The following is a 22,662-nucleotide window of genomic DNA, read 5'->3' as shown; positions in this document are numbered from 1 at the left end:
TATGATCCGCACGGAAGAGATGCTTTTGAATGTAGGACCTCAGCATCCGAGTACACATGGTGTGTTCAGGCTCGTAATTAAGATTGACGGGGAAATTATTAAAGAAGCTACACCTGTTATTGGGTATTTACATCGCGGGACGGAAAAGATCGCTGAGAGCTTACAGTATACGCAAATTATCCCTTATACAGATCGAATGGACTATTTATCAGCTATGACGAATAATTACGTCATTTGCCATGCTGTAGAGACGATGATGGGGCTTGAAATTCCAGAGCGTGCCGAATACTTGCGAGTACTTGCGATGGAGCTAGGAAGAATTGCGAGCCATCTCGTTTGGTGGGGGACAAATCTTCTTGATATAGGAGCGGTTAGCCCGTTTTTGTACGCTTTTCGTGAACGAGAGATGATTATAAATTTATTAAATGAATTATGCGGGGCACGGCTTACTTTTAACTATATGAGAGTTGGTGGTGTGAAGTGGGATGCGCCAGATGGTTGGATTGAAAAGGTGGAAGAGTTTGTTCCGTATATGAGAGAGCAACTGGCAGGTTATCATGATCTTGTTAGCGGTAATGAGATTTTCTTAAATCGTGTGAAAGGCGTTGGTATATATAGCGCGGAAGAAGCGATTTCGTATTCTTTAAGCGGAGCAAATTTGCGGTGCACTGGAGTAAACTGGGATCTTCGCAAAGATGAGCCGTATTCGATTTATGATCGTTTTGATTTTGATATTCCTGTTGGAAGCGTGGGAGATGCTTGGGATCGCTACGTTTGCCGAATGCAAGAAATCGAGGAGTCTTTAAAGATTGTTGAGCAAGCGGTTCAGCAGTTCCCGAAAGATGGAGCTGTGCTGGCAAAAGTACCGAAAATTATTAAGGCACCTAAGGGAGAAGCATTTGTACGTATCGAATCGCCGCGCGGAGAGATTGGGTGTTATATCGCTAGTGACGGAAAGAAAGAGCCGTACCGTTTGAAGTTTCGTAGGCCATCTTTTTATAACTTGCAAATTTTACCGAAGTTATTGAAAGGTGAAAACATCGCTAATTTAATTACGATTTTAGGTGGAGTTGATATTGTACTTGGGGAGGTTGATGGCTAATGATTGAGACGCTCTTACAATCACCTTCAAGCTGGACGAATTTCTTCATTTTTTTCGGATTAGCGGTACTTCTACTATTTGCAGTCCTTGGCTTCGTTACATATGGAATTTTGGCAGAACGGAAAGTGATGGGGTTTATGCAAGGGCGGATTGGCCCAAACCAGGTTGGAGGCCGATTTGGTTTACTGCAAACGGTAGCTGATGTTTTAAAACTATTATTGAAAGAAGATAGTATTCCGAAAGCAGCAGATAAACCGCTGTTTATATTAGCACCTGTCATTGCATTTGCACCAGCATTTATGGTGCTTGCAGTTATCCCGTTCACTGATAAATTTCAATTTGCAGATATTGGAGTCGGGTTACTTTATTATATCGCTGTTTCCGGTATTACGACGATAGGTGTTGTAACTGGGGGATGGGCATCGAATAATAAATATTCCCTTTTAGGAGGGATGCGTGCGGCGGCGCAAATGATTTCTTATGAGATTCCGCTCGTAATGAGTGTAATTGGTATCGTTTTGCTAGCTGGTAGCCTGAATTTAAATGAGATTGTAGCGGCGCAGGAGAAGGTTTGGTACATTTTCGTACAGCCAATTGGCTTCGTCGTTTTCTTAATCGCAGCAGTTGCAGAGTTAAATAGAACGCCATTCGATTTGCCAGAAGCGGAGTCAGAACTTGTTTCTGGATATCATACGGAATACTCAGGGTTTCGCTGGGCGTTTTTCATGCTTTCAGAGTACGTATATTTCTTCGGGATGGCATCGTTAATTACAGTGCTCTTTTTAGGCGGATGGAATCCAGTCATGTTTCTTGGATTTATCCCAGGTGCCGTATGGTTTGCTTTGAAATTTAGCAGTGTAGTCTTTCTATTAATTTGGTTCCGCGTTACGTTCCCGCGTATAAGAGGTGACCAGTTAATGGAGTTTGGTTGGAAAGTATTATTGCCGATTGCACTTGCAAATATTTTCTTAACGGCATTGATTAAGGAGTTATTCTTCTAATCTATGAGGGGGGTGCCAGTAAGAGATGAAAGGACTATTTAAAGGATTAAAATATACATTAAGTAATTTGAGCAAGAAGAAGGTAACGTATGATTATCCAAATCAACCGTTGCCGTTGCCAGACCGTTTTCGAGGAATTCAAAAATTTTATCCGGAAAAATGTATTGTTTGTAATCAGTGCTCTAACATTTGTCCGACAGACTGTATTCAGTTAACAGGAAAGAAACATCCGGATCCTACGAAAAAAGGAAAAATTATCGACACGTATGATATTAATTTTGAAATTTGTATTCTTTGTGATTTATGTACAGAAGTTTGTCCGACAGAGGCAATTGTCATGACAAATAACTTTGAACTCGCGGAATATTCACGTGATGACTTATTTAAAAATTTGCAGTGGCTTGACGAAAACGACGAAAACGTCAGGAAGGAGAATAAGGCATGAATGGCGAGTTTGTAGCATTCTTTATACTATCCTTGTCTGCAATTATCGGCGGTGTTCTTATGTTGAACTTAACGAAAGTTATGCACATGATGCTAGCTCTCGTTCTGACATTTCTCAGCATTGCAGGTTTGTATTTTCTTTTATCAGCCGAATTTATAGGCGTTGCACAAATTTTACTTTATTCTGGTGCAATCACAATTATTATGATTTTCGGCATTATGTTAACGAAACATAACGCGGAAAATGAATCGCGTCTTACTCTTCGAAAATGGATTATCTTCTTTGCAGTTGTAGCATTTGGAGCGGTTATGTATTTCGCTGTTAATAATGTTGATTTTGCAAATGAAAGCACACAAGGAAGTTTACCTCTCCATGAAAACAACACACTTCAAATCGGTACGCTTCTCTATTCAAAATATATTATTCCATTTGAACTAACTTCAGTTATTTTACTTGTAGCACTCGTTGGCGCAATTATACTTGCGAAAAAGGACGAGAAAGAGGAGGATTCCAATGAGTAGCGTTCCAGCTTCTGCATATTTAACACTTGCGATTATTTTGTTTTGCATCGGTCTATTTGGAGCTTTAACAAAGCGGAATACAGTAATCGTATTAGTTTGTATCGAATTAATGCTGAATGCTGCCAATTTAAACTTAGTGGCGTTTAGTAAATTAGGCTTATTTCCGAATTTAACAGGTCAAATTTTCTCACTGTTTACGATGGCTGTAGCGGCAGCGGAAGCGGCGGTAGGACTCGCTATTTTAATTGCTTTATATCGCAATCGTACGACAGTTCAGGTGGATGAAATGGATACGCTTAAAGGATAGCATTGTGACCGAAAAAGGGGGAAGGAAACAATGATCGATTATGCATGGCTCATACCGCTTTTCCCACTCGTTTCGTTTTTGTTACTTATTATATTCGGGAAGAAAATTAGAGAAGGAAGCAGCGTACTTAGTATTTTTTTCGTCTTTCTCTCCTTTATACTTGCGGTACTTGTGTTAATAGAAAGGTTTTCAGAAGCAAGCGTGAAGCATAAGTGGGTGTGGCTTAGAGCTGGAGATGTGGATATATCATTCGGCTTTGAAGTGACTGCATTAGGAGCTTTAATGTTATTTATCGTGACGCTTGTGAGTCTACTTGTACATGTGTATTCGAAAGGTTATATGAAAGGTGATGAACGATTACCAACCTTTTACGCATATTTAGGACTCTTTACATTTGCGATGTTAGGGCTTGTTATATCAACGAATTTATTACAGCTTTATATATTTTGGGAATTAGTTGGCCTTGGTTCATTTTTACTTATCGGTTTTTATTTCTTTAAAGAAGAAGCGAAGGCTGCTGCAAAAAAGGCTTTTATTATGACCCGTATTGGGGATGTTGGTTTATTTATCGGGATGATTTTAATTTTTTGGTACGCAGGTAGTTTTGAATATGACGCAATATTTAGGGCGATTTATACAGGGGATCTACCTCCTTACATGATTACAATAACAGCGATATTAATTTTTATCGGGGCGATGGGAAAATCAGGTCAGTTCCCGCTTCATACGTGGTTGCCAGATGCAATGGAAGGGCCAACGCCCGTTTCGGCACTTATTCACGCGGCGACGATGGTCGCAGCTGGCGTATATTTAGTAGCGACGATGTTTCCTCTATTTTCAGCAAGTACAGTGGCGATGCAGACAGTGGCAATCGTTGGAGCTTTCACTGCAATCTTTGCGGCCTCTATCGGTCTTGTGCAAACAGATATAAAGAGGGTGCTTGCTTATTCTACAGTTAGCCAGCTCGGGTATATGATGCTCGCGTTAGGTTCTGCCGGTTATGTAGCTGGTATATTCCATTTAACGACACACGCTTTTTTTAAAGCACTATTATTTTTGGCGGCAGGAAGTGTAATTCATGCTGTGCATACGCAAAACATTAATAAAATGGGCGGTTTACAGAAGAAGATGAAAGTAACTGGTACGCTATTTTTAATAGGTACCCTTGCCATTAGCGGTGTTCCGCTGCTTTCCGGTTTTTTCAGCAAAGATGAAATTTTAGCGGCGACGTGGATGAATGGCAATTACGTTTTATTTACTTTAGCGGTAATTGCGGCGTTTTTAACAGCATTTTATATGTTCCGCCTATACTTTCTTGTCTTTACTGGAGAAACGAAGACGAAGGAAGAAGTGCATGAATCGCCTCGCGTTATGACGTATCCAATGATTGTTCTCGGCGTTCTTGCGGTAGTGGCAGGATATATAAATACACCATGGTTTGGGACATTTCTCGGAGATTGGTTGACGAAAGATGTAGGGTTTAAGGTTGAAGAAGCGCATGGACCAGTTTGGATTATGATTGTTGCGACACTCGTTTCATTTGCGGGAATCGCTCTTGCATATTTCATATATGGCAAGAAATCAATTTCTAGAGATTGGGCTGGGGGTACGGAAACATCTCTTTATAATCTTTTGAAAGAAAAATATTATGTGGATGAACTATACAACATGACGGTGATCCCTATTACGAAAGGAATCGCTCATGTGCTTCGCTTATTTGAAGTGTATGTAGTCGAAGGAATTGCAGTTTTAATTGGAAGTGTAGTTAAAGGCACAAGTAATCTTGGATCGAAACTTCAAAACGGGAATGTACAAGTGTACGGTACTGTAACGGCGGTTTCGCTCGCTGTACTCGTCATTATTTTGCTCTATACGGGAGGGGATTTACGATGAATGATTTGTTGTTAACGTTCTTCATTTTTTCCCCGCTTTTAGGAATTTTATTGCTTGTATTAACACCGAAAAAGGAATTGCGTACAGTGCGGGCGCTTGGCTTATTTGGGACGGCACTTCCATTTGGAATTGCTATCGTCCTCGCTTGTACATATGCTTCTGGAAAGAATTTGTCACTATTTGATGAGAAGGTGAAATGGATTAAGTTCGGCGATTTTACAGCGGTGGATAAAAGGTGGTTTTCTATTTATTACGAGCTTGGTATTGATGGTTTGTCGCTTGTCATGATGGTACTGACGGCTCTTCTAGCAACGCTTGCAGCAATTGCAGCCTTTTCTATTAAAAGAAATTTAAAAGCATTTTATATGCTGTTACTCATGCTAGAAATAGGAATGCTCGGCGTCTTTGCTGCTCAAAACTTAATGTTGTTTTTTATCTTCTTTGAAATTACGTTGCCACCAATGTTCTTATTAATTGGAAAGTGGGGAAAATTGTCGAGTGAAAAGGCTGCGTATAGTTATTTAATATATAACGGTATTGGCTCAGCTATTTTGCTCATTGTTTTCTCAATTTTGTTTGCGAAAACAGGTACAACAAATATTGTGGAGCTGAAAGAGATATTAAGAAGCATAAACGCAGAGGGAGCACTCGTCATCCCAAGTAGTTTGCAGCTTAGTGTATTTATTGCCATAATGATTGCTTTTGCAATTAAACTACCTGTTTTTCCGTTGCACCGCTGGATGGTCAATGTACACATAGAAGCGCATCCAGCTGTAGTTATGCTTCATGCGGGTGTTTTGCTGAAGATTGGAGCGTACGGTATTATTCGCTTCGGGAAAGGGCTATTCCCGGAATATTTTCACGATGTTGCAACACTAATTGCGATATTAGGCGTAATTAATTTATTATACGGTGCCTTTTTAGCGCTCATCCAAACGGACTTTAGGAAAGTACTGGCTTACTCTAGTATTTCGCATATGGGAATTGTGTTAATGGGACTTGCGTCACTTAATGCACCTGGTACACAAGGAGCGTTATTCCAAGTTGTATCACATGGTTTAATTGCAGCCTTGCTCTTCTTCCTACTGGGTGTTATAGAACAACGATTTGGAACTTCGGATATTACGGTGCTAGGCGGACTTGCGAAAAGTGTACCGATACTTAGCGGATTCTTTTTAGCAGGAGGAATGGCATCGCTTGGATTACCAGGGATGTCTGGGTTTGTTAGTGAATTTCTTGCCTTTCTCGGTTTATTTCAAGGAGAGCCCGTCATTGCTGCAGTCGGTGTGATTGGCATCATTTTAACCGCTGTATACGTATTAAGGGCGACACTTCAAGTGACATTTGGAAAGAAAGAGTGGGAAGCAAAATCTGATATACACGGATGGGAGTATGTCCCTGTTTTACTACTTATCTTTTGTATTATTGCAATTGGAGTTATGCCAGAGTTACTAGGGGATCCGCTTCAAAATACATTGAAAACATTGGGGGTGAAGTAGGATGGATATGAATACGTTACTTAGCTTATCGTGGCATCTAATGGTGCCAGAATTTATTATTCTCGGCGCCGCCATCCTTCTTTCCATATGTGATTTGTTTTTTAAGCTGAATCATAGATATGTAGCTCTTGGTGCGATTGCTGCTATCGTATTAGCAATCGTGTCATTAATTACGCTATATAGCGAACTAGCTGGAGATATTTTAAACGGATCGTTTGTGTTAGATGGATTTTCAAAAGGGTTTAAAACATTGCTATTAGGTGCCTCAGCTCTTATTTTATGCACCGCAATGAGCGATGATAAGAAGAATCCAATTGAAGATAAGGGTGAATATTATTACTTATTTTTAATGGCACTTCTTGGTGCGATGTTCATGGCTTCTAGTGTTGATTTCATTACCCTTTTCGTTGGTTTGGAGTTACTTTCACTTTCTTCTTATATTTTAGTAGGAATACGAAAAAAGAGCCGTGCATCAAATGAAGCGGCAATGAAATACGTCATTAGCGGAGGAATTGGAACGGCGATTACGCTCTTCGGAATGAGTTATTTATACGGTATTACAGGTTCAACTAACATTGTAGATATGCAAAAGGTACTCACTGGGGAACTCGCTAGTGGTATTCAGTTATTGTTAGCTCTCGCATTTCTTTTATTGCTAGTCGGTCTCTCATTTAAAATTGCCACAGTGCCGTTTCATATGTGGGCACCTGATGTGTATGAAGGAGCAGCTACACCAGTTACTGCTTTTCTTGGAACGATTTCTAAAATTGCTGGTTTCCTACTCATTATTCGTTTGTTCCTTATGGTTTTTGCAAGTGTATTAATACAAGGAGATATGCAATCTTTATATGGGCATATGAGTATATATATTGCGGTGCTAGCAAGTATTACGATGATTGTTGGGAATGTAGTCGCGTTAAAACAATACAATATAAAGCGTTTATTTGCTTATTCGGGCATTGCTCATGCAGGGTATTTACTCGTTCCACTTGTCGCATTATCACCATTTACGATGGATAGCATGTGGTTTTATATGCTGGCATACATGCTTATGAATATAGGTGCATTTGCTATCATCCACGGCTTAATCTTACAAAATGATGAGGAAAATATAACGATTTTCACAGGTTTATATAAAAGGTCGCCATTTGCAGCGATTATGATGACAATTTTTATTTTATCGTTGGCTGGGATACCAGGAACGGCTGGCTTCATCGGAAAGATTAATATCTTTTTAGGCGCGCTTCATGTAGATCCAGCACATTACGTACTAGCTTCGATTATGATGGGTACGACAGTTGTTTCATTCGTATATTATTTCCGTATTTTACAACAAATGTTTTTCCGCACAGGAGAGACAGAAGAGAGGATACGGTTACCGTTAAATATAAAGGTTGTTATGAGTCTTTGTGCAATTTCGATTGTAATACTAGGGATTATGCCGATGATTGGGTACAATTTCTTTTATGAATATTTTCCATTAATGAAAGATTTCTTCTTCTTAGGGAACGTGGTACAATAGTGAAAATAAAAGGTGTGGAGTCAGTACTCTGCGCTTTTTATTTTGTGTTAACTTGTAATGTAGATATACGTTTTTGGAAAGAAAATCACGATGTAAAATGTAAGATGTCTATGTGCATTTGAAAAAGTGTAGCTCCTACTTATTATGGTATCGTTTTTATATTCTTTCATAAGTAGTAGCTGAGTAAAAAGGGGTCGATTTTTTGGCACAACTTTTAGGGCAACAAGCACTGATTGCCATTGTTTCGCATTTATTGTTTATTACCATTACGTGGTGGGCCTTACAAGGCATTCACATTGAGCGTTTAATGAAGTCCGGAAAAGTGCTGCAGACGCGAGTATTACTCATCTTAATTACAATTGCAATTGGGACATCTGTAAGTAACTTTTTCCTTGATTATTTAGGCTATTCGAAGAGTTTAACGTATTTAGTAAAGTAAGTGTATAGAACCTCAAATCTCCGTTAACAATGGGGATAGGAGGGGATGAAATTGAAGCTTAAAGCCATTCTTATTGTTGCACTTAGTGTTGTTTTATTTTTGGTTGGATATAGAGAGATGAAACCGATAAGCGATGAACAGAAAATGGAGAGCATGATCAAGGCTTTAGAGAAAAATGATGCTAAAGTAGAAAAATGGTCATGGTTAGCGAGAGAAACAAAAACAATTTCTAACATACATACGTTTCAAAAGTTGTTAAACGATGTGAAGGAAAAGGCAAATATTCAAAAGTGGGAAGTAGAGCAATCTCCAGATGGATATAAAGCTACATCCTATAAAAAGCTTTCTTCTTATGAAGAACGAGTAGTAGTAACTTGGAGTAAAGAAAATACTAAAGAAAACACTTTCATTATCTTTGAAGTAAGTGGGGCGAAATGGGACCCGAAGTATGTTCAAAACATGAATAAAATTTTTAGTGAAAAACCTATAATTTACACTTGTGTTCAAGGTGTACTGAATGATAAGATTGAAGGTGTTTTGCAAAATAAAACCAATCAGGTTTTGAAAGATCTTTCAGCAAGAGCGATCGAACAAGTAGAAGAAAGAGCATTTGTGTCAGTCTCCGCATACAATAAAAAGTGGGATGACGCTCTTTCAACAAATAGAGAGAAAATAAATGTGCAAATAGCAATACGTTCTACAGACAACAAAGATACAATTGTGGTTGGCACACCGATCATAACTTCTGAGTATTGAGTGAATAGATACTGAAAAAAGGACACGGAGGGGAATAATTTGGAAAAGATCATCGTCCGTGGCGGAAAGCGGTTAAACGGCACAGTGCGTGTTGAGGGCGCAAAAAATGCTGTATTACCTATAATCGCTGCAGCCCTATTAGCGAGTGATGGAAAGAATGTACTATCTGAAGTACCAGTTTTGTCTGATGTATACACAATTAATGAGGTATTACGTCATTTAAATGCTGAAGTCGTATTTGAAAATAATCAAGTAACAATCGATTCTTCTAAAGAACTAAACATTGAAGCACCATTTGAATATGTACGTAAAATGCGTGCATCTGTTCAAGTAATGGGACCATTATTAGCACGTAACGGTCGTGCTCGTATTGCACTTCCTGGTGGATGTGCAATTGGTTCACGTCCAATTGATCAACATTTAAAAGGCTTCGAAGCAATGGGAGCGAAAGTACAGGTTGGTAACGGTTTTGTTGAGGCATATGTTGAGGGAGAACTAAAAGGAGCTAAAATCTACTTAGACTTCCCAAGCGTAGGCGCGACAGAAAACATTATGTCTGCAGCTACATTAGCAAAAGGGACAACAATTCTTGAAAACGCAGCGAAAGAACCAGAAATCGTTGACTTAGCTAACTTCTTAAATGCGATGGGAGCGAAAGTACGCGGAGCTGGAACTGGAACGATTCGTATCGAAGGCGTTGATAAATTATATGGTGCAAACCATTCTATTATTCCTGACCGTATTGAAGCGGGAACATTCATGGTTGCAGCAGCAATTACTGGTGGAGACATCTTAATTGAAAATGCTGTACCTGAACATTTACGCTCAATTACAGCAAAAATGGAAGAAATGGGTGTTAAAATTATTGAGGAAAACGAAGGTGTACGTGTTATCGGCCCAGATAAGTTAAAAGCGGTTGACATTAAAACTATGCCTCACCCAGGTTTCCCAACAGACATGCAATCACAAATGATGGCATTATTACTACAAGCTGATGGAACAAGCATGATTACAGAAACGGTATTCGAAAACCGCTTTATGCACGTTGAAGAATTCCGTCGTATGAATGCTGATATTAAAATTGAAGGTCGTTCTGTTATTATGAACGGTCCAAACAGCTTACAAGGTGCTGAAGTAGCAGCAACTGACTTACGTGCTGCAGCTGCATTAATCTTAGCTGGTTTAGTATCAGAAGGTTATACTCGTGTAACTGAGTTAAAACATCTTGACCGTGGCTATGTAAACTTCCATAAGAAATTAGCTGCATTAGGTGCAACTATTGAACGTGTAAACGAAAAAGTAGAAGAAGTGAAAGAACAAGAAGTTTCTGATCTTCACGCTTAATTGAAATAGTCTCTATGTCTTTTGACATAGGGGCTATTTTTTTGGGTTATTACTGTTATAGTCAATAAATTCTATACTTATGCACGTACCAGTAAAAATATTTAGAAAATTTCTGTTTTATACTCTTCCCCTTAAGTATGTTCTAAAAGAAAGAGTTGTTCCATAAGAATGAATGGAGTAAAGCTTTTATATTGGGGGAAAATAGGATGAAATTTTCAAAGCCACTTTTTATTACAGTAGCGCTCTTAATAGCGCTCGTTATCATTGTACCTGCAGCCCTTGTTATTCCATTTGCGAAAGCAAAAGTAGGGGAAGAAACGGCCTCTAAAACTCCTCCAGCGATAGAAAGCATACCAGCTCCAGGAAAAGTAGATACAGCTGTTCAAGTTGCTGTATATCGCGAAAAACAGAAGAAGGTAGAAACATTACCAGTGGAGGAGTATGTGACAGGTGTAGTAGCTTCTGAGATGAATGCCAGTTTTGAAATAGAGGCACTAAAGGCGCAGGCATTAGCAGCGAGAACATTTGTAGTACAACGTATGTTAAGCGGAGGAAAGAAAAATAATGCGGACGTGACAGATACGGTGAAAGATCAAGTGTACAAAAGCAAAGATGAATTGAAGAAGCAATGGGGCAATAACTACGAAAATAATTTGAAGAAAATCGAAGAAGCCGTTTCGAAAACAGCAGGACAAGTTTTAACGTATGATGGAAAACCAATTTCAGCATCCTTCTTTTCAACGAGTAATGGCCGAACAGAAAATGCAGCTGACTATTGGGGAAATGATTATCCGTACTTGAAAAGTGTAGATAGTCCGTGGGATCAAGCCTCTCCAAAGTTTACGAGTGAGCAAACATTTACAGTAGCTGATTTTCAAAAACGTCTCGGTGTGAAAGTGTTAGCAGACGGGAAGGTTGGAAATATTAAAGACCTTACGGAAGGAAAGCGCGTAAAGGATGTAGCTTTTCAAGGAAAAACATTAACAGGAAAAGAAGTTCGTGAAAAGTTAGATTTACGTTCTTCTGATTTTACGTGGAAACAACAAGGAGATAAAATCATCGTTACGACGAAAGGCTTCGGTCACGGCGTTGGTATGAGTCAATACGGGGCGAACGGCATGGCAGCGGAAGGAAAGAAATATACAGATATCGTCGCTCATTACTATAAAGGCGTTGAAATAAAGACGATGAATGATTATGAAGGAAAATTGATGGTGAAGAAATAGGTGTCAGAACTCTGGCGTCTATTTTTTTTATGTAAAATAGAATAATTTTCCATTAATTGTTTGATATAATAGGATAAAAAGACATTTGGGGGAGACGAAATGGCGCTACTGGAGTTGAAACAGTTAGGGAAGGCGAACCAGTTACCGGAAATTGAGCTAAAGGTTGAAAAAGGACAATGTATTGTTTTGCAATGCAATAATCATACAGCTAAAGTGTTACACCGCATTATTATTGGTCAAGAAGAAGCTTCAACTGGCAACGTACTGTTTGAAGGGGAAGCAATTGGAAAGAAAAATTATTCCCGCATAGGCTTTTGTTTTTTGAAGGATGAAGCATATGATCGTTTGAAGGTGAAGGAATACTTTAAGTTTTTAATAGGGCTTTATGAATCAAAGATAAGTATAAAAGAAGTTGTGCAGTCTGTTGGTCTCCTAGATAAGCTAAACGTTAAAATAGAAAAACTATCATTTTCAGAGAAGCGTCGTCTTCATATTGGACGAATGATGATTCATAATCCGGATTTAATCATTTTGGAAGAACCGGAGCAAAATGTAGATATAGAGAGTACGGTTATTATTCGAAAAGCAATTATGAAAATGAAAGAACAAGGAAAGGCAATTTTTATTACGTCATCTTTTCTATCGGATGCCCTTTCGTTAACAGAGGATGTATACATATTAAACAACGATGGTGTGAAAAAAGTAGAAATTGAACAAGAGGAAGCAGAAGAAGTCGATGAAGAGAAGGTCGTTCAAATAATTCCGCAAATGAAGTTAGAAAGAATACCTGCGAAAGTGAACGATAAAATCATTTTACTTGATCCGATGGAAATCCATTTCATTGAAACACAAAACGGAGTAACACATATTCACGTTCGTGAAGGAGATTTCGTATGTGCATTAACATTAAGCGAACTAGAAGCAAGGTTAACAGGTTTTGGTTTCTTTAGATGTCATCGCTCGTACCTTGTGAATTTACAAAGAGTGCGAGAAGTGATTACTTGGACTCGTAACAGTTTTAGCTTAATTTTAGACGACGAAAGAAAAAGTTCAATCCCGCTTTCAAAAGGACGAATGGATGAATTAAAAGGTGTTATTGGACTATAAAAGTGCTCCAATAAGCTCAATATGCGATTCATTCACCGGTAAAAATACTCCTTTTACCGGTATTTTAATGCGCCTACCCTTTGTTTTTCATATGATTGAGTCAAGAAAAGCGAAACAAACGAACGAAAAGCGCTAAAGCGACTTTCATCTATAAAGAAGAAAAACAAAGGGGATGAAGAAATGACATTGGCAATTGAAATGAAAGATGTAATGAAAAGTTTCAGTGGAAAAACGGCACTTCGAAATGTAAATATTGAGGTGAAGCAAGGAGAGATATTCGGATTCCTTGGACCGAGTGGATCTGGTAAGACGACAACAGTAAAAATTTTAACTTCTCAATTGCTTCATAGTGTTGGAACGGTAAGAGTATTAGGGAAAGATATTACAGGACCAAGTAGCATCGATTACAAACGAATTGGTATTTTAACAGATAACAGCGGCTTATATGAAAGACTTAGCATTTATGATAACTTACTATTATTTTGTGACTTATACGATTGCAAAAAAGAACGAATCGATGAAGTACTAGCACAAGTGAATTTATTAGATGATAAAAAAACACCAGTAAAAAAATTATCAAAGGGAATGAAGCAACGCGTCACACTAGCAAGAGCAATCCTTCATAAACCAGATATCCTCTTCTTAGACGAACCAACATCTGCACTTGATCCAGTAAACGTACAAAACATTCATAAAATCTTAAAAGACTTAAATAAAGAAGGAACGACGATTTTCTTAACGACTCACAACATGGACGAAGCAGAAACGCTTTGTAACCGCATTGCCTTCCTGTGTGGCGGAGAGATTGTAGCACTTGATACACCGGAGAACCTTCGCTTACAATACGCGAAAGATCAAATACAAGTCGTGTTAAAGGATAAGAAGAAAGAAACGGTACAAAAAGATGAATTAGGTGCAAAACGTATTTCAGAATGGATGAACAAAGGAGAATTACTATCCATTCATTCACACGAACCAACTTTAGGCGATATCTTTATTGAAGTTACTGGGAGGGGATTATAATGACATTTTCAATGAGACGTGTATCAGCTATTTTTAGAAAAGAAGTACAAGATTTTAAGACAAATTCACAAGTGTTGTTAATGGCATTTTTACCAATTATACTTTCATTTTTGTTTAGCAGATTTGGAGTGGGAAAGGAAATGTTAGGCATTACTACTATAACGGCCTTCCTATTTGTCGCAGGGTTTGTTCAATCTATGGTAATTGCAGAAGAAAAAGAAAAACATACATTGCGTGTATTAATGCTATCACCGGCATCTTCGGTTGAAGTTCTACTTGGAAAAAGTATATTAACAGTATGTTTGACATTGGGCATTTGTATTGTGAACTTATTTATTTTGGATCAATTCAGTGGAAATCTATTATTGCTAGGATTTATTTTCTTATGTGGAACAATTTTATTTATTGTGATTGGAACAATGATTGGATTGTTAGCTGCATCTGTACCACAAACATCAATAATTGGAATGCCGATATTAATGACGATGTATTTGGCTGTACAGTTTGAGCCAATGGTTGAAAATAAAGTAATTAAGACGATGATTGGATATCTTCCAACATCTCATATTGTGAAAGCACTTAACAGTTTAGTAGGTGGGGCGGGATTTGGTAGTATTAGTGGGCATGTATTAAATGTTGCAGTTTGGCTTATTATATCGCTCTTTGTATGTTTAATCGTATATAAAAAGAAACAATTAGATTAAAAACTGAGCCAAAAGTGCTCAGTTTTTTCTTTTTTCTATCATTTCCTCGGAAATTTTACAATTCTTATACATATTTTTACAGATTTTGTCGAAAAGTAATTAGTTATACGTTGTATAGGATACGTGAATATTGTTCAAAATGATTGCTGAGGTGATGATGGAATGCGAGGAAGAAATAATAAAAAGTCGCAAAAGGTAGTACATTTATTTCAAAAAAGATGGGTGTTTCCGGCACTATACATTGCTTGTGCAGCGGTAATCTTAATGGTTGCGCTATGGTTCCAAGGAGCTAATCCGAAGAAGACTCCAAACCACGATCAAGCAACACCGTATACACAATCGGAAGATCCAGCAGTACCAGTAACAAAATCTTCAGAAGTAGTGAAAATGCCAGCTGCCGCGAATGCGGAAGTAGTCGTACAGAAGAAATTCTATGAAGATGCAGCAACTGAGGCGGAACAAGAAAAAGCACTTGTCTTTTATAACAACACATATTCCCCGAATAAAGGAATTGACATTGCTGCGAAGAATGGAAAAGAATTCAATGTTGCTGCTGCTTTAAGTGGTACAGTAACGAAAGCTGAAAAAGATTCACTTCTTGGTTATGTTGTAACAGTTGATAGTGGAAATGGTGTAGCGGTATCTTATCAAAGCTTAGGCAGTGTGAAAGTAGAAAAAGGTGCAAGAGTTGCACAAGGTGAAGTATTAGGAACATCCGGTCTAAGTGCAATGAATAAAGAGGCAGGTTCTCACGTTCACTTTGAAGTACGTAAAGACAATGTGGCTGTGAACCCTGAACGTTACTTAAATAAATCAGTAACAGAAATTAAAGCTGATGCAGGTGCTGCAAAGGCTACGAATGCTTCTGGTAAAAAAGCTGATGACAAATCTCAAAAAGAAGAGAAGTCAACGAGCACGAAACCTGAAAGTAAAACAGAAGACAAGTCTCAAAAAGAAGAGAAATCAACAAGCGGTTCAACTAGTGACAAAAAAGAAGAACCGAAGAAAGAAGAAAAATCAACAAATGGTTCTACAGAATCATCTAACGATTCTTCTTCACAAGAATAATGAAGTGAAAAAATCAGTTCCCACTAGGGGAGCTGATTTTTTTATTTTTATATAAAAATACTCAATTTCGAGAAAAAAGTTGCAATAACAAGGAAAAATGACGAGATTCTCGAATATATATTACAAAAGGGAGGGGATACTGTGTCATTTTTGTTTGTTCTGTCGACTGCTATTATTTTATTGTTTGTTTTATTCACTTTATATTATTACATTGCCGGTAAGAAAGAGGTTCCCCACCATCAATTGTTAGAAGAAGAATTGGAACGAGAAGAATGACACCTTATATATAAGGTGTCATTTTTTTTCGCTATAATAGTCAGTTTTAACGTATTTCTCACAAAAAAACGTAATTTTTCTTAACTTAGTCCGCAAAAATAGTGAACATGTAGCATATATCAGTAGTGCGGGCAATACAATGGTATAAACCAAAGCAAAGAGAGTGTTTGAGGTGAGAAATCGTGAATCATTTCATTATAAATCCAAGAATGTTTAACGCTTACAAACAGCACTCACACTTACTTCTTAGTCGTATGCAGCGAGGCTCATTTCACCCTTCTCACATCCAAATTAGGGAGGCGAGTGGTGTGCACGATTACATCAAAGAGAGAACTATCAAGATTGGTAAGTATATCGTGGAGACAAGAAAGACAGTGCGTGTCATTGCAAAGGAATTTGGGGTATCAAAGAGTACAGTCCATAAAGATTTAACAGAACGTCTACCAGAAATTAATCCAGAGCTCGCAAATGAAGTGAAAGAAATTCTTGATTATCATAAGTCTATTCGTCATTTAAGAGGGGGAGAAGCAACAAAACAAAAGTATAGAAAAGAAGATGTAGAGAAGCCTGTACGTCAATAATGTTACAGTAGCAAACATTCCGTTCACATTCGGTAATATTTTTCAGAAGAATTCTTTTTGCGAATATTACGTTTCTGTTAAATTTATGATAAAATCAGAAATTAGGTGAAAAGAATTCGGGTGTAACCTGATTTTGAATATCGAGGAGGAAAAAACGGGAATGTTTGCGCGAGATATCGGAATTGACCTAGGTACGGCTAACGTATTAATTCATGTTAAAGGTAAGGGTATTGTATTAAATGAGCCATCTGTTGTGGCAATTGATCGTAATAGTGGTAAAGTATTAGCAGTAGGTGAAGAAGCGAGAAGCATGGTGGGACGTACGCCTGGTAATATTGTAGCAATTCGTCCACTTAAAGATGGTGTAATCGCAGACTTTGAAATTACAGAAGCAATGTTAAAGTATTTCATTAACAAATTGGACGTAAAGAGCTTCTTTTCAAAACCTCGTATTTTAATTTGTTGTCCAACAAATATTACATCAGTAGAACAAAAAGCAATTCGTGAAGCTGCTGAACGTTCAGGTGGTAAAACAGTATTTTTAGAAGAAGAACCAAAAGTAGCCGCAGTTGGTGCTGGTATGGAAATCTTCCAACCAAGCGGTAACATGGTTGTTGATATTGGTGGAGGTACAACAGATATCGCTGTACTATCTATGGGTGATATTGTTACCTCTTCCTCTATCAAAATGGCTGGCGATAAGTTTGATATGGAGATCTTAAACTATATTAAACGTAAGTATAAGCTATTAATCGGAGAACGTACTTCAGAAGATATTAAAATTAAAGTTGGTACAGTATTCCCAGGTGCACGTAGCGAAGAACTTGAAATTCGCGGACGTGACATGGTAACAGGCTTACCACGTACAATTACAGTATGCTCTGAAGAAATTACAGAAGCATTAAAAGAAAATGCAGCTGTTATTGTACAAGCTGCAAAAGGTGTATTAGAGCGCACACCACCAGAATTATCTGCAGATATCATCGACCGCGGTGTTATTCTAACAGGCGGTGGAGCTTTACTACACGGTATCGACATGCTTCTAGCAGAAGAACTAAAAGTACCAGTATTAATTGCTGAAAACCCAATGCACTGCGTTGCGGTTGGTACAGGTATTATGTTAGAGAATATCGACAGATTACCAAAGCGTGCTTTGAGATAATTTGAAAGAACTAAGGCTAATGCCTTAGTTCTTTTTTGTTTTTATATTTTTTTATTTTGTTTTTTTGCGAAAATGGAAGGAAAATAGAGAAATATGAAGGAAACAGGTAAAATATTCATATATATGGTTAAATTTAATATTTCCTTAATTGAAAACGTTTATAATATAATGAGTCGAATACGACATTAAGGCAAATAATGTTTCAATACATATTGCCTTTCCCTAATTTGGGCATACACTCTTTTCCACCTCCGTGTCAGTTGCAAAAATGTGCAACTATTTTAATGGAATAGAGTGTGTGCATTTTTTTTAGGAAGTTGTACTAAATATAAAATGTTACTTTGTAATGACAAACAATAAACAAAATGGGATAATAGCAATATGTCCAAGTGGTAAGACCAATATTACAAAAGGGGCGATTGTTACATGCTAAATATAGAACAAATTAAAGAAATCATTCCTCACCGCTATCCATTTTTACTTGTTGATAAAATATTAGAAGTAGATGAAGGAAAAAGAGCGGTTGGGATTAAAAATGTATCCGCAAACGAAGAATTCTTTAACGGACACTTCCCTGACTATGCAGTTATGCCTGGTGTACTTATTGTAGAAGCATTAGCGCAAGTAGGAGCAGTTGCAGTATTAAAGAAAGAAGAAAACCGCGGAAGACTTGCTTTCTTTGCAGGTATCGACAATTGCCGTTTCAAAAAACAAGTACGCCCAGGTGATCAGCTTCGTCTAGAAGTAGAAATGACACGCGTACGCGGCCCAATTGGAAAAGGAAAAGCAATCGCAACAGTAGATGGTGAAGTTGCATGTGAGGCAGAAATTACATTTGCGATTGGTGATAAAAAAGAATAGATAGTACTGAAAAATCTCCTTGTGAAAAGACAAGGGGATTTTTTAATTTCTGCTATATAACGATGAAACAATAATATACAAACTAATCAGAAAATAACTTGTAAATAGATGGAAATTACCATATACTTACTTTAGTATTTATCTAGAAAACAGGATAAGTGATAAAGGTAATAAAGAAATAAGGGCATTGTCATATTGTTAAGGTACTTAAGTAAGACAAATTAGAATGTTATTGATTATGATGAGATATGGGGAAATCAGCAAAAATATTAATTAGACGTATGAAATCGAGCATAAGAGAGAGAAAAGGGAAATGTCGCATTTCACAAAAGGAGATTATGAATATGTTCGGGAGAAAGAAAAGAAAACCATTACGACAATTAATTACACATAAAGAGCCTAAATCGCGTATTACAGAACAATACCGTAACATTCGTACAAACATTGAGTTTACATCTGTAGATAATCATGTTCGTTCTATTATTGTTACTTCGGCAGATCCAGGTGATGGGAAAACAACGACAATCTCAAACTTAGCAGTTGTTTTCGGACAACAAGGAAAGAAAGTTTTATTAATTGGAGCTGACTTGCGGAAGCCGACGATACAAAACTTATTTGCCATTCATAGTTCAAATGGATTAACGAACTTATTATCAGGACAAGCAAAACTTATGCAATGCATTCAAAAAACAGATATAGAGAACGTATACTTAATGGCAGCAGGTCCAATCCCGCCAAACCCAGCAGAACTATTAGGGAGCCGGGCAATGGACGAGGCATTGCTAGAAGCATATAACATGTTTGATATTATATTAATCGACACACCACCTGTGCTTGCGGTTACGGATGCACAAATACTAGCGAACAAATGTGATGGAATCGTACTCGTTGTACGAAGTGAAAAGACGGAAAAAGATAAAATCGTAAAAGCGAAACAAATATTAGATAAAGCATCAGGCAAAATACTTGGAGTCGTTTTGAATGATAAAAGAGAAGAAAAAGAGCAGTATGGTTATTACTAAAATAGAAACAGGCCAACAAGAAATACTTGTTGGCTTTTTTTGTATTCTTAAATTTATTTCTCAAGTTACATAGCATAAAAAGCATGATATGATAAATAATTTGGAGAATCATTGGAATGTGTTGTCATATTTAAGATTATTTTGTAAGATTATACTTGTTTCTTGTGAACAAATATAGAACTAAATTATTAAAAATAAAAAATGTAAGATTTATATGTTATAATTTTTCCTATGTGTAAATTTTAGAAAGTTGGAGGAACCTATGGAAGAAACAATTAGTTTAAAAGAGTTATTTCATATCTTAAAAAAACGTTTAGCAATGATCCTCGTAATCGCCTTTGGTGCAGCTATTGTAAGTGCTATCATTAGCTTCTTCTTTATGACACCAATCTATCAATCTTCGACGCAAATTCTTGTGAATCAGAAGAAGCAAGAGGGTGCAATGTTCCAAGCTGGTGAAATTCAAACGAATATTCAATTAACGAATACATATAAGGTTATCATTAAAAGTCCAGTAATCTTAGAACAAGTGAATGAAAAATTAAATTTAAATATGACATCTCAAGTGCTAACAGGAAAGATTAATGTTGCGAATGAAAAGGATTCACAAGTAATCTCTGTAACAGCTGAGGATAAAGATCCGAAATTAGCTCGCGATATTGCGAATGCAACTGCAGATGTATTTAAAGGTGAAGTTGCAAAAATTATGAACGTTGATAACGTAACAGTATTATCTAAAGCAGAAGTTGCAGAAAATCAATCTCCAATTAAACCGCGTCCAATGTTAAATGTGGCAATTGCTTTCGTTGTTGGTTTAATGGCTTCAGTTGGTCTTGCATTCTTACTAGAATACTTAGATAACACAGTGAAAAAAGAAGAAGATGTGGAAAACTTACTTGGCTTACCAGTATTAGGAATTGTAGCTCGTATGGATGAAGAAACAATGAACGTGAAATCACACGCTCCATCATCAAGAAAAGTGAGGGGACAAACAATTGGCTCTTAAATTATTTAAAAAGAAAAAGAATCATCGTCAACGCCGTCAATTAATTGCTCATCAACAACCGAAATCACCAATTTCAGAACAATATCGTAATATTCGAACGAATATTGAATTTGCAGCTGTTGATACGAATTTACATTCATTAATGGTCACGTCTGCAAATCCAAGTGAAGGGAAAACAACAACGACAGCGAATATGGCTGTTGTGTTTGCTCAACAAGGAAAAAAAGTATTATTAATTGATGCAGATATGCGTAAACCAGCAATGCATCAAATGTTCCAAGTAGACAATATTTTTGGACTAACGAATGTATTAACACATAGTGAACGTTTAGAGAAATGTGTGCAAACAACACTAGTTGATAATCTACACTTTTTAGCTTGTGGTCCAATCCCCCCAAACCCAGCTGAATTGTTAGGTTCAAAATCAATGAAAGAACTTCTTGGACAAGCATACAGCATGTACGACTTAGTTATTTTTGATATGCCGCCTATTTTAGCTGTAACAGATGCGCAAATTATGGCAAATGTATGTGATGCTTCTATTCTTGTTGTTCGTAGTGAATCGACAGAGAAAGAAACAGCGGTAAAAGCAAAAGGATTGTTAGAATCGGCTAAAGGTAAATTGTTGGGCGTTGTTCTAAACGACCGTGAACGTGAACAAGGCCTATACTACTACTACGGTGCAAACTAATTTTAAAGTGAGATATGGTAAAAACATATCTCCTTTTTTCCCTTGAATATGAGCGATATCTCATATTCAAGGGAAAAAAGATCTTTATAGGAGAGAGGGAGGATGAAACAAATGATAGATTTACATTGTCACATTTTACCGGGGATCGATGACGGTGCACAGACAGTAACAGATAGTTTAGCAATGGCACAACAAGCCGTTTCAGAAGGAATACATACCATTGTCGCAACGCCACACCATCAAAATGGAAAATATGTAAATGAACGTACCTCAATTATTCATCATGTAAAACAACTAAATGATGAACTACAACAACATAATATGCCACTTACCATTTTACCTGGGCAAGAGGTCAGATTATATGGCGATTTATTAGAAGACTATGAAGCTGGTAAAATCGTTACTTTAAATGAAACAAATAAATATATATTCATTGAATTCCCATCAAATCACGTACCTCGTTATGCAGAACAACTACTATATGAATTGCGCGTAAAAGGAATGATTCCAATTATCGTTCATCCGGAACGTAATGCCGAGTTAATCGAGCGGCCAGATAAGTTATATAATCTTGTAAATAAAGGTGCATTAACACAAGTGACAGCAGGTAGTTTACTTGGGAAATTTGGAAAAAAAATTAAAAAATTCTCACTACAGCTTGTAGAACATAATTTAACACATATGATCGCATCAGATGCACATAACACGACATCAAGAGGATTTCATTTAGCGGAAAGCTATGAACTAATTGAGAAAGAATTTGGAATGAGTGTTATGAGTGATTTGAAAGAAAATCCGTACTTATTAATTAGCGGGAAGGCAATTTATAAAGAAGATCCAGAACAAATTCGTCGTAAAAAATTGTTCGGTATTTTTTAAATAAAGAATTGGTGATGTCTCCTAACCGTTATCAACGGAGGCACTCGGTCGTGCTGTGGGTAGAAATTTTTATTTCGAACCTACCTTAGACGCTTGTCGTCGGGAGTATGACGTGAGGATGGGTTGGATGCCCATAATTTATTTATGTTAGAAACTCTACTTATGGAGTTGTAAAGACGACCCTATAAGTAGGGTTTTTGTTATTGTTACATGTGGATATAATAATA

24 protein-coding genes are annotated in these 22,662 nt (G+C 37.3%); all 24 read left to right on the top strand.

Annotated features, from left to right (window positions below; all coding sequences use genetic code 11):
• Nucleotide 1: 1 nt before the first annotated feature.
• The 24 genes from nuoD to ACXKY9_RS26305 all read left to right on the top strand — a co-directional run bounded on the left by nuoD (nt 2) and on the right by ACXKY9_RS26305 (nt 22,435).
• Entirely contained in the window at nt 2–1,102 is a 1,101-nt protein-coding gene (gene nuoD, locus ACXKY9_RS26420; RefSeq protein WP_000621434.1) for an NADH-quinone oxidoreductase subunit NuoD, read from the top strand.
• Complete coding sequence (gene nuoH, locus ACXKY9_RS26415) at nt 1,102–2,103, top strand: NADH-quinone oxidoreductase subunit NuoH (protein WP_000573426.1); 1,002 nt, start codon at nt 1,102–1,104, stop codon at nt 2,101–2,103. The genes nuoD and nuoH overlap by 1 nt, the downstream gene beginning before the upstream one ends.
• A 25-nt stretch (nt 2,104–2,128) precedes the next feature.
• Entirely contained in the window at nt 2,129–2,548 is a 420-nt protein-coding gene (nuoI, locus tag ACXKY9_RS26410; protein WP_000677191.1) for an NADH-quinone oxidoreductase subunit NuoI, read from the top strand.
• Nucleotides 2,545–3,069, top strand: coding sequence for an NADH-quinone oxidoreductase subunit J (locus ACXKY9_RS26405; RefSeq protein WP_001012812.1), 525 nt, complete (start codon nt 2,545–2,547; stop codon nt 3,067–3,069). Before nuoI ends, ACXKY9_RS26405 begins: the two co-directional genes overlap by 4 nt.
• On the top strand, nt 3,062–3,376 hold the full coding sequence (nuoK, locus tag ACXKY9_RS26400; RefSeq protein WP_000100079.1) for an NADH-quinone oxidoreductase subunit NuoK: 315 nt from the start codon (nt 3,062–3,064) through the stop codon (nt 3,374–3,376). Before ACXKY9_RS26405 ends, nuoK begins: the two co-directional genes overlap by 8 nt.
• Before the next feature lie 30 nt (nt 3,377–3,406).
• Nucleotides 3,407–5,269: an NADH-quinone oxidoreductase subunit L gene (gene nuoL / locus ACXKY9_RS26395; RefSeq protein WP_000568224.1), complete on the top strand. Its 1,863-nt coding sequence runs from the start codon at nt 3,407–3,409 to the stop codon at nt 5,267–5,269.
• Nucleotides 5,266–6,768 carry an NADH-quinone oxidoreductase subunit M gene (locus ACXKY9_RS26390; RefSeq protein WP_000998934.1) on the top strand — a complete coding sequence of 501 codons (1,503 nt, stop codon included), beginning with the start codon at nt 5,266–5,268 and terminating at the stop codon, nt 6,766–6,768. Before nuoL ends, ACXKY9_RS26390 begins: the two co-directional genes overlap by 4 nt.
• 7 nt (nt 6,769–6,775) lie before the next feature.
• Nucleotides 6,776–8,290, top strand: coding sequence for an NADH-quinone oxidoreductase subunit NuoN (nuoN, locus tag ACXKY9_RS26385; protein WP_002133774.1), 1,515 nt, complete (start codon nt 6,776–6,778; stop codon nt 8,288–8,290).
• Nucleotides 8,291–8,492: 202 nt separating this feature from the next.
• The gene (locus ACXKY9_RS26380) at nt 8,493–8,729 is read left to right on the top strand and encodes a DUF1146 family protein (protein WP_000057889.1); all 237 of its coding nucleotides are present in this window, start codon (nt 8,493–8,495) and stop codon (nt 8,727–8,729) included.
• Between the two features lie 51 nt (nt 8,730–8,780).
• Complete coding sequence (locus ACXKY9_RS26375) at nt 8,781–9,485, top strand: YwmB family TATA-box binding protein (protein ID WP_000767916.1); 705 nt, start codon at nt 8,781–8,783, stop codon at nt 9,483–9,485.
• 39 nt (nt 9,486–9,524) lie between these two features.
• Nucleotides 9,525–10,829, top strand: coding sequence for a UDP-N-acetylglucosamine 1-carboxyvinyltransferase (murA, locus tag ACXKY9_RS26370; protein ID WP_000411274.1), 1,305 nt, complete (start codon nt 9,525–9,527; stop codon nt 10,827–10,829).
• A gap of 206 nt (nt 10,830–11,035) precedes the next feature.
• Nucleotides 11,036–12,055 (top strand): stage II sporulation protein D, encoded by a 1,020-nt coding sequence (gene spoIID / locus ACXKY9_RS26365; protein ID WP_000672663.1) that lies wholly within the window; start codon nt 11,036–11,038, stop codon nt 12,053–12,055.
• A 99-nt stretch (nt 12,056–12,154) separates the two neighbouring features.
• The gene (locus ACXKY9_RS26360; RefSeq protein ID WP_001185918.1) at nt 12,155–13,162 is read left to right on the top strand and encodes a LytTR family transcriptional regulator DNA-binding domain-containing protein; all 1,008 of its coding nucleotides are present in this window, start codon (nt 12,155–12,157) and stop codon (nt 13,160–13,162) included.
• A gap of 180 nt (nt 13,163–13,342) precedes the next feature.
• Complete coding sequence (locus ACXKY9_RS26355; protein WP_000170864.1) at nt 13,343–14,185, top strand: ABC transporter ATP-binding protein; 843 nt, start codon at nt 13,343–13,345, stop codon at nt 14,183–14,185.
• Nucleotides 14,185–14,889, top strand: a complete 705-nt coding sequence (locus ACXKY9_RS26350; protein WP_000144447.1) for an ABC transporter permease — start codon at nt 14,185–14,187, stop codon at nt 14,887–14,889. The genes ACXKY9_RS26355 and ACXKY9_RS26350 overlap by 1 nt, the downstream gene beginning before the upstream one ends.
• Before the next feature lie 162 nt (nt 14,890–15,051).
• Nucleotides 15,052–15,957, top strand: coding sequence for a stage II sporulation protein SpoIIQ (gene spoIIQ, locus ACXKY9_RS26345; protein WP_001214926.1), 906 nt, complete (start codon nt 15,052–15,054; stop codon nt 15,955–15,957).
• A gap of 141 nt (nt 15,958–16,098) precedes the next feature.
• Nucleotides 16,099–16,233, top strand: coding sequence for a hypothetical protein (locus tag ACXKY9_RS26340; protein WP_000008903.1), 135 nt, complete (start codon nt 16,099–16,101; stop codon nt 16,231–16,233).
• A 308-nt stretch (nt 16,234–16,541) separates the two neighbouring features.
• Nucleotides 16,542–16,814: a sporulation transcriptional regulator SpoIIID gene (gene spoIIID / locus ACXKY9_RS26335; RefSeq protein ID WP_000544012.1), complete on the top strand. Its 273-nt coding sequence runs from the start codon at nt 16,542–16,544 to the stop codon at nt 16,812–16,814.
• Nucleotides 16,815–16,974: 160 nt separating this feature from the next.
• Nucleotides 16,975–17,976 (top strand): rod shape-determining protein, encoded by a 1,002-nt coding sequence (locus ACXKY9_RS26330; RefSeq protein ID WP_000457978.1) that lies wholly within the window; start codon nt 16,975–16,977, stop codon nt 17,974–17,976.
• 426 nt (nt 17,977–18,402) lie between these two features.
• Nucleotides 18,403–18,837 carry a 3-hydroxyacyl-ACP dehydratase FabZ gene (gene fabZ / locus ACXKY9_RS26325; RefSeq protein ID WP_000931959.1) on the top strand — a complete coding sequence of 145 codons (435 nt, stop codon included), beginning with the start codon at nt 18,403–18,405 and terminating at the stop codon, nt 18,835–18,837.
• A 344-nt stretch (nt 18,838–19,181) separates the two neighbouring features.
• Nucleotides 19,182–19,859, top strand: coding sequence for a CpsD/CapB family tyrosine-protein kinase (locus ACXKY9_RS26320; protein WP_000467955.1), 678 nt, complete (start codon nt 19,182–19,184; stop codon nt 19,857–19,859).
• Between the two features lie 262 nt (nt 19,860–20,121).
• A complete protein-coding gene (locus tag ACXKY9_RS26315) occupies nt 20,122–20,865 on the top strand; it encodes a YveK family protein (protein ID WP_000393138.1) in 744 nt (247 codons plus the stop codon).
• Nucleotides 20,855–21,556, top strand: coding sequence for a CpsD/CapB family tyrosine-protein kinase (locus ACXKY9_RS26310; protein WP_001185475.1), 702 nt, complete (start codon nt 20,855–20,857; stop codon nt 21,554–21,556). Before ACXKY9_RS26315 ends, ACXKY9_RS26310 begins: the two co-directional genes overlap by 11 nt.
• 111 nt (nt 21,557–21,667) lie before the next feature.
• Nucleotides 21,668–22,435 carry a tyrosine-protein phosphatase gene (locus ACXKY9_RS26305; protein WP_002133780.1) on the top strand — a complete coding sequence of 256 codons (768 nt, stop codon included), beginning with the start codon at nt 21,668–21,670 and terminating at the stop codon, nt 22,433–22,435.
• Nucleotides 22,436–22,662 lie beyond the last annotated feature (227 nt).

This window comes from Bacillus sp. 2175, assembly GCF_057812155.1.
This window is presented reverse-complemented; position numbering and strand designations above follow the sequence as displayed.

Excerpts from the sequence above, each read along its gene's own strand:
- nuoD (WP_000621434.1), top strand. The coding sequence starts at position 2 with ATGATCCGCACGGAAGAGATGCTTTTGAATGTAGGACCTCAGCATCCG.
- nuoH (WP_000573426.1), top strand. The coding sequence starts at position 1,102 with ATGATTGAGACGCTCTTACAATCACCTTCAAGCTGGACGAATTTCTTC.
- nuoI (WP_000677191.1), top strand. The coding sequence starts at position 2,129 with ATGAAAGGACTATTTAAAGGATTAAAATATACATTAAGTAATTTGAGC.
- ACXKY9_RS26405 (WP_001012812.1), top strand. The coding sequence starts at position 2,545 with ATGAATGGCGAGTTTGTAGCATTCTTTATACTATCCTTGTCTGCAATT.
- nuoK (WP_000100079.1), top strand. The coding sequence starts at position 3,062 with ATGAGTAGCGTTCCAGCTTCTGCATATTTAACACTTGCGATTATTTTG.
- nuoL (WP_000568224.1), top strand. The coding sequence starts at position 3,407 with ATGATCGATTATGCATGGCTCATACCGCTTTTCCCACTCGTTTCGTTT.
- ACXKY9_RS26390 (WP_000998934.1), top strand. The coding sequence starts at position 5,266 with ATGAATGATTTGTTGTTAACGTTCTTCATTTTTTCCCCGCTTTTAGGA.
- nuoN (WP_002133774.1), top strand. The coding sequence starts at position 6,776 with ATGAATACGTTACTTAGCTTATCGTGGCATCTAATGGTGCCAGAATTT.
- spoIID (WP_000672663.1), top strand. The coding sequence starts at position 11,036 with ATGAAATTTTCAAAGCCACTTTTTATTACAGTAGCGCTCTTAATAGCG.
- ACXKY9_RS26360 (WP_001185918.1), top strand. The coding sequence starts at position 12,155 with ATGGCGCTACTGGAGTTGAAACAGTTAGGGAAGGCGAACCAGTTACCG.
- ACXKY9_RS26355 (WP_000170864.1), top strand. The coding sequence starts at position 13,343 with ATGACATTGGCAATTGAAATGAAAGATGTAATGAAAAGTTTCAGTGGA.
- ACXKY9_RS26350 (WP_000144447.1), top strand. The coding sequence starts at position 14,185 with ATGACATTTTCAATGAGACGTGTATCAGCTATTTTTAGAAAAGAAGTA.
- spoIIQ (WP_001214926.1), top strand. The coding sequence starts at position 15,052 with ATGCGAGGAAGAAATAATAAAAAGTCGCAAAAGGTAGTACATTTATTT.
- ACXKY9_RS26330 (WP_000457978.1), top strand. The coding sequence starts at position 16,975 with ATGTTTGCGCGAGATATCGGAATTGACCTAGGTACGGCTAACGTATTA.
- fabZ (WP_000931959.1), top strand. The coding sequence starts at position 18,403 with ATGCTAAATATAGAACAAATTAAAGAAATCATTCCTCACCGCTATCCA.
- ACXKY9_RS26320 (WP_000467955.1), top strand. The coding sequence starts at position 19,182 with ATGTTCGGGAGAAAGAAAAGAAAACCATTACGACAATTAATTACACAT.
- ACXKY9_RS26315 (WP_000393138.1), top strand. The coding sequence starts at position 20,122 with ATGGAAGAAACAATTAGTTTAAAAGAGTTATTTCATATCTTAAAAAAA.
- ACXKY9_RS26305 (WP_002133780.1), top strand. The coding sequence starts at position 21,668 with ATGATAGATTTACATTGTCACATTTTACCGGGGATCGATGACGGTGCA.